The sequence below is a fragment of the Bacillus luti genome, from assembly GCF_001884105.1.
In the GTDB taxonomy this organism is placed as follows: domain Bacteria; phylum Bacillota; class Bacilli; order Bacillales; family Bacillaceae_G; genus Bacillus_A; species Bacillus_A luti.
In genome coordinates this window covers 62,091-76,714 of the sequence record NZ_MACI01000047.1, presented here as the reverse complement: position 1 = coordinate 76,714, position 14,624 = coordinate 62,091, and the positions used below count along the sequence as shown (strand labels likewise).

General features: G+C 37.0%; 15 protein-coding genes. 8 read left to right on the top strand and 7 right to left on the bottom strand.

What is annotated here, in order from left to right:
• Positions 1–55: 55 nt before the first annotated feature.
• From BAQ48_RS11060 to BAQ48_RS11035, 6 genes are all read left to right on the top strand, one after another.
• Complete coding sequence (locus BAQ48_RS11060) at positions 56–652, top strand: DUF4306 domain-containing protein (RefSeq protein WP_071711104.1); 597 nt, start codon at positions 56–58, stop codon at positions 650–652.
• A gap of 305 nt (positions 653–957) precedes the next feature.
• A complete protein-coding gene (locus tag BAQ48_RS11055; RefSeq protein WP_000347509.1) occupies positions 958–1,551 on the top strand; it encodes a TVP38/TMEM64 family protein in 594 nt (197 codons plus the stop codon).
• Positions 1,552–1,710: 159 nt separating this feature from the next.
• Positions 1,711–2,274 (top strand): signal peptidase I, encoded by a 564-nt coding sequence (lepB, locus tag BAQ48_RS11050; protein WP_071711103.1) that lies wholly within the window; start codon positions 1,711–1,713, stop codon positions 2,272–2,274.
• Between the two features lie 116 nt (positions 2,275–2,390).
• On the top strand, positions 2,391–5,906 hold the full coding sequence (gene addB / locus BAQ48_RS11045; RefSeq protein WP_071711102.1) for a helicase-exonuclease AddAB subunit AddB: 3,516 nt from the start codon (positions 2,391–2,393) through the stop codon (positions 5,904–5,906).
• On the top strand, positions 5,903–9,628 hold the full coding sequence (gene addA, locus BAQ48_RS11040) for a helicase-exonuclease AddAB subunit AddA (protein WP_071711101.1): 3,726 nt from the start codon (positions 5,903–5,905) through the stop codon (positions 9,626–9,628). Before addB ends, addA begins: the two co-directional genes overlap by 4 nt.
• A 23-nt stretch (positions 9,629–9,651) precedes the next feature.
• Positions 9,652–9,930 carry an RNA polymerase alpha subunit C-terminal domain-containing protein gene (locus BAQ48_RS11035; RefSeq protein ID WP_071711100.1) on the top strand — a complete coding sequence of 93 codons (279 nt, stop codon included), beginning with the start codon at positions 9,652–9,654 and terminating at the stop codon, positions 9,928–9,930.
• A gap of 93 nt (positions 9,931–10,023) precedes the next feature.
• On the opposite strand, the gene BAQ48_RS11030 is transcribed toward BAQ48_RS11035, so the two are convergent.
• Both BAQ48_RS11030 and BAQ48_RS11025 read right to left on the bottom strand, forming a co-directional pair.
• The gene (locus BAQ48_RS11030; protein ID WP_071711099.1) at positions 10,024–10,401 is read right to left on the bottom strand and encodes a DUF1433 domain-containing protein; all 378 of its coding nucleotides are present in this window, start codon (positions 10,399–10,401) and stop codon (positions 10,024–10,026) included.
• Between the two features lie 199 nt (positions 10,402–10,600).
• Entirely contained in the window at positions 10,601–10,978 is a 378-nt protein-coding gene (locus BAQ48_RS11025; protein WP_071711098.1) for a DUF1433 domain-containing protein, read from the bottom strand.
• Positions 10,979–11,036: 58 nt separating this feature from the next.
• Here BAQ48_RS11025 and BAQ48_RS11020 point away from each other — a divergent pair, with 58 nt between their 5' ends.
• Together BAQ48_RS11020 and BAQ48_RS11015 are read left to right on the top strand one after the other, a co-directional pair.
• Positions 11,037–12,206 carry a hypothetical protein gene (locus BAQ48_RS11020; protein ID WP_071711097.1) on the top strand — a complete coding sequence of 390 codons (1,170 nt, stop codon included), beginning with the start codon at positions 11,037–11,039 and terminating at the stop codon, positions 12,204–12,206.
• Between the two features lie 10 nt (positions 12,207–12,216).
• Positions 12,217–12,597, top strand: coding sequence for a hypothetical protein (locus BAQ48_RS11015; protein ID WP_071711096.1), 381 nt, complete (start codon positions 12,217–12,219; stop codon positions 12,595–12,597).
• A gap of 265 nt (positions 12,598–12,862) precedes the next feature.
• Here the strand turns inward: BAQ48_RS11015 and gerPF are convergent, their stop codons facing one another.
• The 5 genes from gerPF to gerPB form a co-directional block, all read right to left on the bottom strand.
• Positions 12,863–13,078 carry a spore germination protein GerPF gene (gene gerPF / locus BAQ48_RS11010; protein ID WP_001141570.1) on the bottom strand — a complete coding sequence of 72 codons (216 nt, stop codon included), beginning with the start codon at positions 13,076–13,078 and terminating at the stop codon, positions 12,863–12,865.
• A 42-nt stretch (positions 13,079–13,120) separates the two neighbouring features.
• Entirely contained in the window at positions 13,121–13,507 is a 387-nt protein-coding gene (locus BAQ48_RS11005; protein ID WP_000902343.1) for a spore germination protein GerPE, read from the bottom strand.
• A 15-nt stretch (positions 13,508–13,522) separates the two neighbouring features.
• A complete protein-coding gene (gene gerPD, locus BAQ48_RS11000; RefSeq protein ID WP_001102342.1) occupies positions 13,523–13,717 on the bottom strand; it encodes a spore germination protein GerPD in 195 nt (64 codons plus the stop codon).
• A gap of 6 nt (positions 13,718–13,723) precedes the next feature.
• Positions 13,724–14,338 carry a spore germination protein GerPC gene (gene gerPC, locus BAQ48_RS10995; protein ID WP_001070758.1) on the bottom strand — a complete coding sequence of 205 codons (615 nt, stop codon included), beginning with the start codon at positions 14,336–14,338 and terminating at the stop codon, positions 13,724–13,726.
• A 68-nt stretch (positions 14,339–14,406) separates the two neighbouring features.
• Entirely contained in the window at positions 14,407–14,613 is a 207-nt protein-coding gene (gene gerPB, locus BAQ48_RS10990) for a spore germination protein GerPB (protein WP_001012506.1), read from the bottom strand.
• Positions 14,614–14,624 lie beyond the last annotated feature (11 nt).

Genomic DNA, 14,624 nt, shown 5'->3' with positions numbered 1-14,624 from the left:
AATATAGTGTGAACATACATCATATTTTTTCCATGCTGTATAAAAAGGAGATGGTATGCTGAAAAGGACCATGTTATTTTGGGTGCAATATATTCTTGCTTTGCCTATATTTTTTATTACATTTATGTTTACAAGTTTCACTGGTAGTCAGTTGATGATAGATGCTGATAAACGAAATTTTGTTTTCACACCTCAAAATGCAACTGATTATAGTCAAATTAGTGAAATTGATAAATTGCTATTTGCTTTTTCAATTCAACCGTTTGTCACTATAGTATGTTTTCTGTCAATCGTGTATGTACTAACACTTATTGTCTTTCAAATTATTGAATGTAAGAAGCAAAGAAAGATATTACATAGCCTGCAATATATGATTCTTATACCAATGTTTCTTTACTTGTGGTTAGGAACAATGAATTTTTCCGCAGTTAATTTAACGTGGATAGATAATTGGAAAGATTACCTCATCTTCACTCCTGCAACTATAACGAATGAAGAAGATATATATATGATTGATAAGTTTCTATACAAATTTCGAATGTTACCTATTCCGAGTACAGTATTAATACTATCTTTCTTATATATGTTAATACTCATCGTAATTGACAGTGTACGCTTGCTAAAAAAAATGCTTGTAAGAACTAGCAAATAGATGATTGTTTGAAGGGAAAATAATGATCCATCGCTACTTATATGGAAAAGACTAATTATTACTTTTAGTATTCTCTTTTTTCTCATCAAACGTAACCATTAAGTTATAATCGGACACGTTATTTAAATTAACTTCACATCCTGTCGAATATTGATAGATTATCATAGCATAATAATGAAGGAATTCTAATGAAAGGTATGGAAAGTTTAATAAATACATCTCCATATGTCGTATCTACCATTTCCTCTTTCATTTCCGCAGTGATACAGTAGAGGTAGTAATAGAGTAAAGGGGTAAAGTGTAGAATGGATTTTCAGTCGATCAAAGAGTATTTTTCACCAGAAAATATGGATCATATTGTGGAAAGTTATAAAGCGTTCGGACCACTTCTTGGTATTGGTTTACCGATGATAGAAGCGCTAATTCCAGCATTACCACTTATTGTGTTTGTACTAGCGAATGCTGTTGCATTTGGATTTTGGCTCGGTTTTCTATATTCATGGCTTGGCTCAGTAATAGGTGCCATGCTTGTCTTTTTCATTATCCGTCATTTTGGACGCAGTCGTTTCTTCTCTTTTGTAAATAAGCATGAGAGAGTGCGAAAGGCAATGGGGTGGATTGAAAGAAAAGGATTCGCACCGATTTTCGTCATATTTTGTTTTCCGTTTACACCGTCTGCGCTTATAAACGTTGTCGCTGGTTTATCTCGCATTAGCGTAAAACAGTTTGGACTTGCACTCGCATTCGGAAAGCTTGTGATGATTTTTATTTTAACGTATATCGGTCATGATTTAATGTCATTTATTCATAATCCGGTGAAATCAGTAATTGTAGCAATTAGTATTTTTATTTTATGGTATGTCGGTAAAAAAATTGAAGTAAGGTTAGAACTACATTAAGAATAGTCTTCTTTGTCCCGCATTAACGGGCAGTAAAACTCCCACGAAAAAATTCGGCTCAAGCAAAGAAGTTAGGTGGGGGATGAACAAAACCCCCCACCGATTAAGTTTCACTTTATAAAGGCAAGCTTCATTATTAAAGGGTAAGGGGAGAAGCGGATGAAGAAAACTTTGAAAAAAGAAGGCATAGAGTGGATACGAACAATTTTAATTGGTGTATTATTAGCTGTATTTTTTCGAACGTTTTTCTTTTCAACGTACGTTGTAGAGGGGAAGTCAATGATGCCGACATTGCAAGATGGCAATATGCTCGTTGTCAATAAGGTGAGTTATCAAGTAGGGGACTTAAACAGATTCGATGTTGTTGTGTTTCATGCGAATAAAAAAGAGGACTATGTAAAACGAATTATCGGTTTACCTGGGGATCATATCGAATATAAGCATGATAAACTTTACATAAATGGACAATTCGTGGATGAGCCTTATTTAGAAACATTTAAGAAAGAGATAAATGGACGGCAACTAACAGGCGATTTTAAACTAGAAGAGTTAACGAAAGAAAAGTCTGTACCGCCCGGTTATATTTTTGTAATTGGTGATAATCGACTTGGCAGTTGGGATAGTAGACACTTCGGATTTGTGAAAGCTGATACAGTTGTCGGTAAAGTTGATTTACGATATTGGCCAATTAAAGAGGTACAAATGAATTTTTCAAAAGGTTGATATAATGAAGTAGAAGTATAGAAAAGACAAACAACTCCGTTTGTCTTTTTTCGTGTACTATAATACAATTATAGTAGCAAACTAACGTTCGTTATGTAAGTGAAAGGTGGGGTTACATGTCACTTCGATTTGTGATTGGTAGAGCGGGAAGTGGAAAAAGTACACTTTGTTTACACGAAGTACAGGAAGAGTTAAAGCAGCGCCCGAGAGGGAAAACAATATTATATCTTGTGCCAGAACAGATGACATTCCAAACGCAGCAGGCGTTAATTGGAAGCGAGGATGTAAGAGGTTCTATTCGGGCACAAGTTTTTAGTTTTTCACGATTAGCGTGGAAAGTGTTGCAAGAAGTTGGCGGAGCGAGCCGTCTTCATATTGATGAAGCGGGCGTACATATGTTACTTCGTAAAATTGTAGAGTCGCGTAAAGATGGACTATCAGTGTTCCAAAAAGCAGCGGAGCAAAATGGTTTCTTTGAACATCTTGGTAGTATGATTGCAGAGTTTAAACGGTATAATGTGACGCCATCTAACGTATATGAAATGTGGCAACAACTAGATGCGCATAGTAGCAGTGCAGAACAAAAGTTATTAGCGAATAAAGTATATGATTTACAACTATTATACGATGATTTTGAACGTGCTTTAATTGGAAAGTATTTAGATTCAGAAGACTATCTGCAATTACTCGTGGAAAAACTTCCGCAGTCTGAATATGTAAATGGCGCTGAAATTTATATAGATGGATTTCATTCGTTTTCCCCGCAAGAGCTAGAAATTTTAAGAAAGCTCATGATGTGCGGAGCGAGAGTCACAATTACGTTGACGATAGATGAAAAAACGTTAGCGCAGCCAGTAAATGAACTAGATCTATTTTATGAGACGACGTTAACATATGAAAAAATAAAGCAAGTAGCACGTGAAGAGAAAATAGAAATTGAAAAAACAATTCCACTTATGGAACAGCCTCGTTTTCATTCTCCGGCATTAGCTCATTTAGAAACGCATTATGAAGCTCGTCCAAATGAAAAGTTTCATGGTGAAGCAAGCGTAACAATTAGTACAGCAGCGAATTTACGAGCTGAAGTAGAAGGAGTTGCTCGTGAAATTCGTAAACTTGTCGCGGATGAACAGTATCGTTACCGAGATATTGCAGTCCTTCTTCGTAACGGAGAAAGTTATTACGATGTAATGCGAACGTTATTTACGGATTATAATATTCCGCATTTCATCGATGAAAAACGCCCGATGTCACATCATCCATTAGTAGAATGCATTCGTTCTGCACTCGAGATTATTAGCGGGAATTGGCGCTATGACGCAGTGTTTCGCTGCGTTAAAACGGAGCTTTTATATCCGCTAGACGTAAGAAAAGAAGCGATGCGCGAAGAGATGGATGAGTTTGAGAATTACTGCCTAGCGTACGGTGTACAAGGGAAGCGATGGATTTCTGAGGATCCGTGGATGTATCGCCGCTATCGTTCACTTGACGATACAAGCGGAATGATAACTGACAGTGAACGTGAAATGGAAGAGAAAATAAACAGGCTGCGTGACGTTGTAAGAACGCCTGTTATTCGCATGCAAAAAAGGTTAAAGCGTGCGGGAACTGTTATGCAAATGTGCGAAGCCGTTTACTTATTTTTAGAAGAACTTGATGTTCCGAAGAAGTTAGAGGAATTACGTATACGTGCAGAAGAGAGTGGAGATTTCTTATTTGCGACAGACCATGAGCAAGTTTGGGAAGAAGTAATGAGCCTTCTTGATACGTTTGTAGAGATGCTCGGTGAAGAGAAAATGTCACTTTCTATGTTTACGGACGTTATGTCGACAGGTCTTGAAGCACTTCAATTCGCTAACATTCCGCCGTCATTAGACCAAGTATTAGTTGCTAATATTGATCACTCCAGGTTATCAAACGTGAAAGCAACATTCATTATCGGCGTAAATGAAGGCGTCATACCAGCAGCACCGATGGATGAAGGAATGCTTTCTGATGAGGAAAGAGAAGTTCTTGGCGCGGCAGGAATTGAATTAGCGCCAACGACGAGACAAACTTTATTAGAAGAACAGTTCGTTATGTACCAAATGGTAACGAGAGCGACTGAGAAATTATACATTTCATGTCCACTTGCAGATGAAGAAGGAAAGACGTTACTTGCGTCTAGCTTTATTAAGAAAATAAAAAGAATGTTCCCAGATGTAAAAGACTCGTTCATTACGAATGACGTAAACGACTTATCGCGTTCAGAACAAATTTCATACGTAGCAACACCAGAAGTAACGTTATCTTACGTTATGCAGCAATTGCAAACGTGGAAGCGATACGGATTTGAAGGGAATTTAGACTTTTGGTGGGACGTATATAACTTCTACGTAACTTCAGATGAATGGAAACAAAAAAGTAGCCGCGTGCTATCAAGTTTGTTTTACCGAAATCGTGCGCAGAAACTAAGTACAGCTGTAAGTAGAGATTTATATGGAGATACAATTAAGGGAAGTGTCTCTCGTATGGAACTATTTAACCGTTGTGCGTACGCTCATTTTGCGCAGCATGGTTTATCGCTAAGAGAGCGTGATATTTTCAAACTTGATGCGCCAGATATCGGTGAGTTATTCCATGCGGCACTAAAGAAAATTGCGGACAAGTTATTACGTGAAAATCGCACTTGGGCGGATTTATCAATAAAAGAGTGTGAGCATCTTTCTGTTTTAGTAATAGAAGAAATCGCCCCGTTATTACAAAGGCAAATTTTATTAAGTTCGAACCGTCATTTCTATTTAAAACAAAAACTACAACAAATCATTTTCCGTACATCAATCATTCTTCGTGAGCATGCGAAGTCGAGCGGGTTTGTACCAGTTGACCTAGAAGTGCCGTTCGGTATGGGCGGTACAGGATCGCTTCCGCCAATGGAATTTGCGTTGCCAAATGGTGTGAAGATGGAAGTTGTCGGCCGTATTGACCGTGTTGATAAGGCGGAAGATGAAAGTGGTACGTTCCTACGTATTATTGATTATAAATCAAGTGCAAAAGCGCTAGACTTAACGGAAGTGTATTATGGATTAGCACTTCAAATGTTAACGTATTTAGATGTTGTTACTTCAAATGCACAGACGTGGATGAAAAAAGGCCATGCAGCATCACCAGCTGGTGTACTGTATTTCCATATTCATAATCCAATCGTTGAGATGAAAGGTGACGCAACGGAAGCAGAAATTGAAAAAGAAATTTTAAAGAAATTTAAAATGAAAGGACTCGTACTAGGAGATGCTGACGTTGTCCGTTTAATGGATAACAAACTTTCAACAGGAAGCTCAGATATTATTTCCGCTGGTTTGAAAAAAGACGGTAGCTTTAGTGCGCGTTCTAGCATTGCAAGTGAGCAAGAGTTTAACGTACTTCAAAAATACGTACACCATACGTTTGAAAACATCGGAAAAGACATTACAGAAGGTGTTATCGATATTGCTCCTTATAAAATGGGGAATAAAGCGGCATGTACGTTCTGTAACTTCAAATCTGTTTGTCAGTTTGATGAGTCACTTGAAGATAATCAGTTCCGTGCGTTAAAAGATATGAAAGATAGTGAAGCGATGGAGAAAATAAGAGAGGAGGTTGGCGGAGAATGATAGAAAATTGGCCTAAAAAACCAGAAGGTAGTCAATGGACAGATGATCAGTGGAAAGCCGTTGTAGCGAACGGGCGTGATATTTTAGTCGCAGCAGCAGCTGGATCAGGTAAAACAGCAGTATTAGTTGAACGTATTATTAAAAAGATTATAAACGAAGAAAATCCAGTCGATGTCGACCGCCTGCTCGTTGTAACATTTACGAATGCAGCGGCGCAAGAGATGAAAAACAGAATCGGAGAAGCATTAGAAAAAGTATTAATTGATGAACCAGGTTCGCAGCACGTAAGAAAGCAGCTGAGCCTATTAAATAAAGCTTCCATTTCAACGATTCACTCATTTTGTTTACAAGTAATTAGAGGATATTACTACATGCTTGATGTAGATCCTCGTTTCCGCATTGCGAATCAAACAGAAAATGAACTGTTAAAAGAAGAAGTGCTAGATGACATATTAGAAGAAGAGTATGGAATTGAAGATAATACGATATTCTTTGAACTTGTTGATCGTTATACGAGTGACCGTAGTGATGATGACTTACAGCGTATGATTTTAGCACTTCATACAGAATCAAGAGCGCATCCAAATCCCGAGAAATGGCTTGATAAATTAGTAGAAGCATACGACGTCGAAGGAAAGACCATTGAAGATTTAGTGTACGCTTCTTACTTATTAGAAGATGTGAAGTTCCAGCTTGAAACAGCGGAACAGCATATTCGTAAAGCGACGGAACTCGCAATGCTTCCTGACGGTCCAGCGCCTCGCGTTGAAACTCTGCAAGCAGACGTAGCTTTACTTGGAACGTTATCATCCGCTGCTCGTGAATCGTGGACAAGTGTGTATGAAGCGATGCAAAACGTATCGTGGCAAACGTTAAAACGTATTAAGAAAAGTGATTATAACGAAGATATTGTCAAACAAGTAGACTCTCTTCGTAATAAAGCGAAAGATGAAGTGAAGAAATTACAAGAAGAGCTATTTAGCCGCAAACCTGAAAGCTTTTTACGAGATTTTCAAGATATGCATCCTGTATTAGAAAAACTCGTACAGCTTGTAAAAGTATTTACAGAGCGTTTCCAAGCGATGAAGCGAGATAAAGGAATGGTCGATTTCACAGATTTAGAGCATTTCTGTTTACAAATTTTAAGCGAGCAAAGTGAAAACGGTGAAATGAAGCCATCAGCTGTAGCGCTTCAATATCGTAATAAATTTGCTGAAGTGTTAGTCGATGAATATCAAGATACGAACTTCGTACAGGAATCGATTATTAAATTTGTAACGAAAGATTCTGAGAGTGAAGGAAACTTGTTCATGGTTGGCGACGTGAAGCAGTCGATTTATCGTTTCCGACTAGCAGAACCAGGCTTATTCCTAGGAAAGTATAAACGCTTTACGCAAGAAGGATTAGGCGGCGGAATGAAGATAGACTTAGCGAAAAATTTCCGTAGTCGTCATGAAGTGCTAGCAGGAACGAACTTCATCTTCAAACAAATTATGGGCGAAGAAGTTGGGGAAATCGATTACGATGCTGACGCTGAATTAAAGCTAGGTGCTAGCTATCCAATAGGTGAAGATGTAGCGGCTGAACTATTATGCATTCAGCAAACAGAAGAAGAAGTGATAGATGGAGAAGAAGGTGCAGAAGTCGAAAAGGCACAGCTTGAAGCTCGTCTTATAGCACAGCGTATTAAGGCGATGGTCGATTCAGGTTATGAAGTGTATGACCGTAAAAATGATAGTATGCGCCCGGTACAATACCGTGATTTCGTTATTTTACTTCGCTCCATGCCGTGGGCGCCGCAAATTATGGAAGAGTTAAAGCTGCAAGGAATTCCAGTATATGCAGACCTTGCGACTGGTTATTTTGAAGCGACAGAAGTAAATATTATGATGAACGTATTCCGCGTTATTGATAATCCGATGCAAGATATTCCGCTTGCAGCTGTACTTCGTTCACCGATCGTGGGACTAAATGATGAAGAACTTGCGACGCTTCGTGCTCATGGGAAAAAAGGGTCATTTTATGAAGTAATGAGCTCGTTCTTAAAAGGAGCACCGCTTGAAGAAGAGCAAGAACTACATGATAAATTAGAGTGGTTCTATAACTTACTGCAAGGATGGCGTGAATTTGCGCGTCAACAATCCCTTTCTGATTTAATTTGGAAAGTGTACGGTGAGACAGGTTATTACGACTTCGTTGGTGGTTTACCAGCAGGAAAGCAAAGACAAGCAAACTTACGCGTACTATATGACCGCGCAAGACAATATGAAGCAACATCATTTAGAGGATTATTCCGCTTCTTACGTTTTATTGAACGTATTTTAGAACGCGGTGATGATATGGGTACGGCAAGAGCTCTCGGTGAACAAGAAGACGTCGTTCGTATTATGACGATTCATAAAAGTAAAGGACTTGAGTTCCCAGTCGTATTTGTAGCTGGACTTGGCCGTCGTTTTAATACACAAGATTTAATGAAACGCTTCTTACTCCATAAAGATTTCGGTTTCGGTTCACAATTTATCGATCCGCGTAAACGTATTAAATATACGACATTATCACAACTTGCGATTAAGCGTAAAATGAAAATGGAATTAATTGCGGAAGAAATGCGCGTATTATACGTAGCATTAACGCGTGCGAAAGAGAAGTTAATTTTAATCGGAACGGTTAAGGATGCAAATAAAGAAATGGAAAAATGGCTTGATGCGAGAGAGCATAGTGAATGGTTATTACCAGATCATATACGTGCCGGAGCGTCTTGTTATTTAGACTGGATTGCCCCTTCATTATATAGGCATCGTGATAGTGAAATGCTTCTTGAATTAGGGCAAGGAAATATTCCAGGTGAAATTTATGAGTATGATACGAACTGGAAAGTGGAGGTTGTTGACGGTAACACGTTACTTGCGCCAGAACCAGTTCAAGAAGAGAAACAAGAATTATTAGAAGCACTTCGTGAGAAAAAGGCTGTTCCGTTAGAAAGTGAACGAAAAGAAGAAGTGTATGACAGATTACTGTGGAAGTACGGATATGAGGAAGCAACCTCTCACCGTGCGAAGCAATCTGTTACAGAAATAAAAAGAAACTATCAATCAGAAGATGGTAGTGATAACGCCTTTATTAAAAAACTACGTGCACCAATTAAAACGCGTCCTCGTTTCATGGAGAAAAAAGGATTAACGTACGCAGAGCGCGGAACAGCAGTCCATGCCGTTATGCAGCATGTAGATTTGAAGAAACCGATTACGGCCGAAACGCTACAAGAACAAATCGCAGCAATGGTAAATAAGGAATTATTAACATTCGAGCAGGCAGAAGAAATAGCAATTGAAAAAGTAATTTCATTCTTTGACAGTGACTTAGGTAAAAGGGTATTAGCAGCAAAAAGTGTAGAGCGTGAAGTACCATTTACGATGATGCTTGCAGCAGAAGAAGCATATCAAGATTGGCAAGGAAAGAGCGAAGAAGCAATCCTTGTCCAAGGAGTTATTGACTGCATGATTGAAGAGGAAGACGGCATTACGTTAATCGACTTTAAAACGGATACGATTGAAGGAAAGTTCCCAGGCGGATTCGATCAAGCGAAACCAATTTTAGAGGATCGATATAAAGTGCAGCTTTCGTTATATGCAAAAGCACTCGAGAAAAGCTTACAACATCCTGTGAAAGAGAAATGCTTATACTTCTTTGATGGGAATCATGTTGTGCATATTGAGGAATAAAGAGCAGAAAGGGACTATAAAACATGACAACGTTAAGAACTTGTGAACAAGGACACGAGTACTATAAAAGTAGCGATTGTCCAACTTGCCCAACCTGTGAGAAAGAGAGTGCGCCGAAAGAAGGTTTTCTCTCTCTTCTTTCAGCACCAGCAAGAAGGGCACTAGAACATCATGGAATTCACACTGTAGAAGAACTCTCAAAGTATAGTGAGAAAGAAATTTTAAAACTGCATGGTATGGGACCTGCGTCTTTGCCGAAGTTTAGAAAGGCTTTGGAGGAGAGCGGGTTATCATTTAAATAAAAAGAGTATTATATAACTTCCTTAGTCCTTATAAAAAGCTTCCCGCTACATTCTTTTTAAAACGGGACGCAAAAGAGAAGAGTAGTGCAAAGACTACTCTTCTTTTTTCTCTTCTTTTTCAATTTCGGTTACAGATTTCTCAGGATCTTTTATAAGTTTCCCAAGTTCTCCAGAACGTCCAAAATCATCTTCAAAATTCTCTGTAGTACTAATATGGGCTATAAACCATAATTTTTCATCTTTATTTATATAACCTTTCAATTTAGGAACACCCATTGGACTTACACTGTGCTCCTTAAATGTAATCGTTTTTACATCCTTAATATTATAATGTATATACTTTTCTACTCTTGCTTCTTGTACTTTCCAAAACTTTTCTTCCTGTTCTTTTTGTTTTAAGTATTCCATAGTAAAATACCCTCCTGCTATAATACAAATAATAAATGTAAAAATTACCAATTTGTTTTTCATAGGATATCCCCTTGAAGTTGAATATAGTTAAAATATACCATGGAATGAGTTGGAACATAATTTGCTGCACTGAATATTTATTGTTTACTTAGTGATAAAGCAAAAATAGGGTAGATGAAGGTGTCGTGGAAAATAAGGTCGTAGATTATACACGTAAAAAAGATACTGTAGGACGCAAAAGAGAAGAGTAGTGTAAAGACTACTCTTCTCTTTTCTCTTCTTTTGCAATTTCGGTTAAAGATTTTGCTGGTTTTTTTATCATTTCATCTAATTCTCCAGAACATGTAAAATCATCTTCAAAATTTTCTGTAGTACTAATATAAGCTATAAAATCTAATTTTTCATCATTGTTTATATAACCTTTTAATCTAGGAACACCCATTGGACTTACACTGTGCTCCTTAAATGTAATCGTTTTTACATCCTTAATATTATAATGTATATACTTTTCTACTCTTGCTTCTTGTACTTTCCAAAACTTTTCTTCCTGTTCTTTTTGTTTTAAGTATTCCATAGTAAAATACCCTCCTGCTATAATACAAATAATAAATGTAAAAATTACCAATTTGTTTTTCATAGGATATCCCCTTGAAGTTGAATATAGTTAAAATATACCATGAAATGGGTTGAAACATATGAATGAATTTAAAAAGAATCCTATTGCGACAGATGAAGATTATTTTAAACTCTCGGATCATGTTTATGATGACGAAGTCTTAAAAAAGGGAGCAAAAATAACAGGATTTAATGGTCAAGAATGGAAAGTTATAGAAACAATAGATGCAGATAAAGAGAAAATAAAAAACGGATTGCAAGCAATCGCTGTAGTACCTGCAGAAGAATATAAACCAAATAAAAAACATTATGAAAATATCATCTATTCATTCCGTGGAACAGAGTTTGGGAAATTTGATGGAGACTTATCTACAGACACATTTCAGATTTCAGCTGGGATGAAAAAAAACTTAGGTATGGTAGATGGAAAGGTACAAAATCTACCTACATCATTTGATAGTGCGCTAGAGTTTGTAGATAAAGTGAATAAAAAATATGAACCAACTTCTGTTCACACTACTGGACACAGTAAAGGGGCCGCAGAAGCTCAATATGTAGCAGCAGAGAGAAATTTTTATACAACAACATTTGCTGCACCGAATATTTATCGCTTACTTAGTGATAAAGCAAAAAAACGGGTAGATGAAGGTATCATGGAAAATAAGGCTGTAGATTATACACATAAAAAAGATGCTGTAGGAAATTTTGAACAGTTCGGGGCACCTACGATTGGTAAACAATTTACAACAAAAAGTAATGGGGTAGATAGGGTCCTTGCGGTGTTATTTATGGGAGAACATCCTATGAAGACCTTTAAAGACATGTTCGGCAAAAATGGTAGTGTCCGATTAGAGTTAGAGCCTGATGAAATTATTAAACATGCAAGAGAATTTCAGCGGTTAAGCGATGTATTATCTACTGTAATTAGAAATATAGAGGAGTTTCAACAAAAAGAAGCAGAGAGAATATCAGAATTAAAAAGAAAATTAAAATATGAAACACAACCAGGTGGAAAATATCATCTTTTAGCAGAATATGAAATAGACGATGCTATTCGAGAAGTCGCAAAAACAACTCAAAGTGGTCAAGAATATTTTTATAATGTACAACTTGCAGAAGAATTAATACATAATTTAAAAAAGAAACAAAGAGAATTTCAACAGTTTGGGGAAGAAATTATCTATGCAGCTAATTCATTAAGAGACAAAGATGGTCAATTAAATAAAAATTTCAAAGGATTAGTAAGGTGAGGGGTGCAAAATGAATTTCATTGAAGAAATAAGAAAAATAGAAAATCAAATTGCTAATACAACAGGGGACTTAGCTAATCAAGTTATTGATGAATTACAAGCTGCTAAAAAACAAATCGAAAGACAAATGGAACGTGTAATGCTAAAAACAGAGGTAGACCTGAAAGCATTAGATATTATAAAGGAGGACAACCATACTTTACAAAAAAATATTAGGGAGTTTCACGTTCTGCAAACCAGTATCCGTAATATAGCATCAAAATTAGAGGGGAGTTTTGAAAGTAAAACAGGTACTGCAATACAAGAAGTATTAAAAAAACATGAAAAAGAAACATCCCATAACCTCTTAGATAAATATATTCATCTATCAAATAGTTGTGGGAAAAGGTGAAGGATTTCTTTCAAGCATCCTGGTTCAGTGTTTAGCAGATTTTTTAAGATATTAGTAAAAATGGGGAAAAGCGCGGCGGTACCAGAGGCCAACGGAGCAACTTCTAATGGCTTCATAAAATATGAACCAAGGGAATTTCTATTTGAGTATGCCAAAAATACAGCGGTTTATTCAAAGGTTGTAAAAAAACGTCTCCGATACCTTTGGCATCGGAGACGTTTTTTACTGTCTATCCATAGAGATAGTGCGAAGTGGTCTCTCTTTTTTACGCTGTTCCAATCTGGTCTTGATCCGCCACATCAGAATCAAACGTATTTGTTGCACTAACGCCGCTAAACGTATTCACGACAAATCCAACATTGGAAGCGCCAGATCCATTATAAGCTTTCGTATTTTCTTTCGGAGATACGTTATAGAAATCCCCTAAATTGAAAGAGCCATTACTGTTTTGAACGACAAGATTTCCAACAACAGAGGGCATACCATCCACCTACTTTTCTAAGCTTTTTAATTACTATATGAATTACTGAGCGGAAGGTTCATCCGTAATATATTGGCGGATTTGCATAATACGAGAGTTATTAAAACCGTAATCAACATTTCCGATTTGAAAGCAACCAGAATTTAAAAGTGTTCGCAATTCAACGTTATTTACTTCAAGAAAAGGGCATTCATTTACAATATTTAATTTTACATCGGTCGTTCGCGTTGGAATTGTGATGTGCTCATCTGTAAAGATTTCAAAGGCATCGAAGCGACCTTCACCTTTTATATAACAAGGAATTTCTCGGTGGACGGCAAGAGCTCTACTTTTTAATTCCATTTGATTGGCATCCCCAACTTGAAATACGGCAGTAATCCCTAAAGAAATAATCGAAACATTTTGGACAACTGATACATGATGTAACATAAGTTTTCAGTCTCCTTAACCTGGAGTAGGGGGGACATCTGTTACTAATGGTACAAATGGCCCCTCGGTAACAGTTTCAAATGGTGTATCAAGAATAGAAGATAGAATGAGGAGGTTGGCATCTCCAATTAAAAAGAGTGCGGACGAAGATACACCATTCATTTTAATCTGTCCGACTTTTAACTCGCGATTTACAACATTAACATTCATACATACTTACTCCTTTCGGAAATTTCCCGGTATGTGTTGAATAAAAGATAGGAAGGCTTTGTCGATGTCATGTTTCATAGCTTGAAGGATGATATCTCGTAAATAATCTGGATTTGTTGAAGCCTCTTCATAAGATTGAGCTTGTGATAAATAATAAGGAAGTCTATGTTCCATCTGTTTTTTTATGTCATCCACCATCATTTGTCGATACATTTCATCAAGTGGTGTTCTCTCTTCTTGTTCAAAATGGAGAATACGATTATATGCTTCTTCATCTAAGTATCGATGCATTTCCTGGAGGATACCTTGATAAAAGTCTGGGTTTGTTTCGGTTTCAGGATTTACCTTCAATGTTTCTGTATCCACTTGAAAATCCTCAATTTGTTGTCCTTTTGTTGAAAATGGATTTAAACCAATGTTTAACGTACCATTTAAGTTTTCTACTTTTAATTGATCGAATTTGTATTCCACTTTTCCTATAGAAGAGGAGGGACGACTTTTTAATTCAGTAAGCTCTTCTTGTAGTAGGCGGACTTGTTCTTCTAGGGTAAGGATAGTTGCTTGCTGCATTTGGAGAGCTTGTTGAAGTTGGTGTAAGTAAGTATATATATCTTGATTCATTTTGTGAAACCTCCTTTTCAATAGGGAGGGTAAATATATTCCTGCTATATATTTATGACAAGGATGCCTTAAGAAGAACTAGTTGATGGTTTGATAGAAATAATTTGTCCTTTCGCCTGTAATGGGCGAAGAGGTTCTGTAAATCCGCCAGAATTTGAAAATTTAGATAGAGCCTTAATACTTCCGGCAGTGCCAATTTGGAATACAGAAGAAGTTGTAATGCTATCAATCTTAATGCTGTTGATGATGATACTTTGGTTTACATAAAAATTCAATGTAATCGCCC

What these genes read in the sequence shown, in the direction of transcription:
- BAQ48_RS11030 (WP_071711099.1), bottom strand. Translation starts at nt 10,401, where the DNA reads ATGAAAAACAAATTGGTAATTTTTACATTTATTATTTGTATTATAGCA.
- gerPC (WP_001070758.1), bottom strand. Translation starts at nt 14,338, where the DNA reads ATGAATCAAGATATATATACTTACTTACACCAACTTCAACAAGCTCTC.
- BAQ48_RS11015 (WP_071711096.1), top strand. Translation starts at nt 12,217, where the DNA reads ATGAATTTCATTGAAGAAATAAGAAAAATAGAAAATCAAATTGCTAAT.
- BAQ48_RS11060 (WP_071711104.1), top strand. Translation starts at nt 56, where the DNA reads ATGCTGAAAAGGACCATGTTATTTTGGGTGCAATATATTCTTGCTTTG.
- addB (WP_071711102.1), top strand. Translation starts at nt 2,391, where the DNA reads ATGTCACTTCGATTTGTGATTGGTAGAGCGGGAAGTGGAAAAAGTACA.
- addA (WP_071711101.1), top strand. Translation starts at nt 5,903, where the DNA reads ATGATAGAAAATTGGCCTAAAAAACCAGAAGGTAGTCAATGGACAGAT.
- BAQ48_RS11025 (WP_071711098.1), bottom strand. Translation starts at nt 10,978, where the DNA reads ATGAAAAACAAATTGGTAATTTTTACATTTATTATTTGTATTATAGCA.
- BAQ48_RS11005 (WP_000902343.1), bottom strand. Translation starts at nt 13,507, where the DNA reads ATGTTACATCATGTATCAGTTGTCCAAAATGTTTCGATTATTTCTTTA.
- BAQ48_RS11055 (WP_000347509.1), top strand. Translation starts at nt 958, where the DNA reads ATGGATTTTCAGTCGATCAAAGAGTATTTTTCACCAGAAAATATGGAT.
- BAQ48_RS11020 (WP_071711097.1), top strand. Translation starts at nt 11,037, where the DNA reads ATGAATGAATTTAAAAAGAATCCTATTGCGACAGATGAAGATTATTTT.
- lepB (WP_071711103.1), top strand. Translation starts at nt 1,711, where the DNA reads ATGAAGAAAACTTTGAAAAAAGAAGGCATAGAGTGGATACGAACAATT.
- gerPF (WP_001141570.1), bottom strand. Translation starts at nt 13,078, where the DNA reads ATGCCCTCTGTTGTTGGAAATCTTGTCGTTCAAAACAGTAATGGCTCT.
- gerPD (WP_001102342.1), bottom strand. Translation starts at nt 13,717, where the DNA reads ATGAATGTTAATGTTGTAAATCGCGAGTTAAAAGTCGGACAGATTAAA.
- BAQ48_RS11035 (WP_071711100.1), top strand. Translation starts at nt 9,652, where the DNA reads ATGACAACGTTAAGAACTTGTGAACAAGGACACGAGTACTATAAAAGT.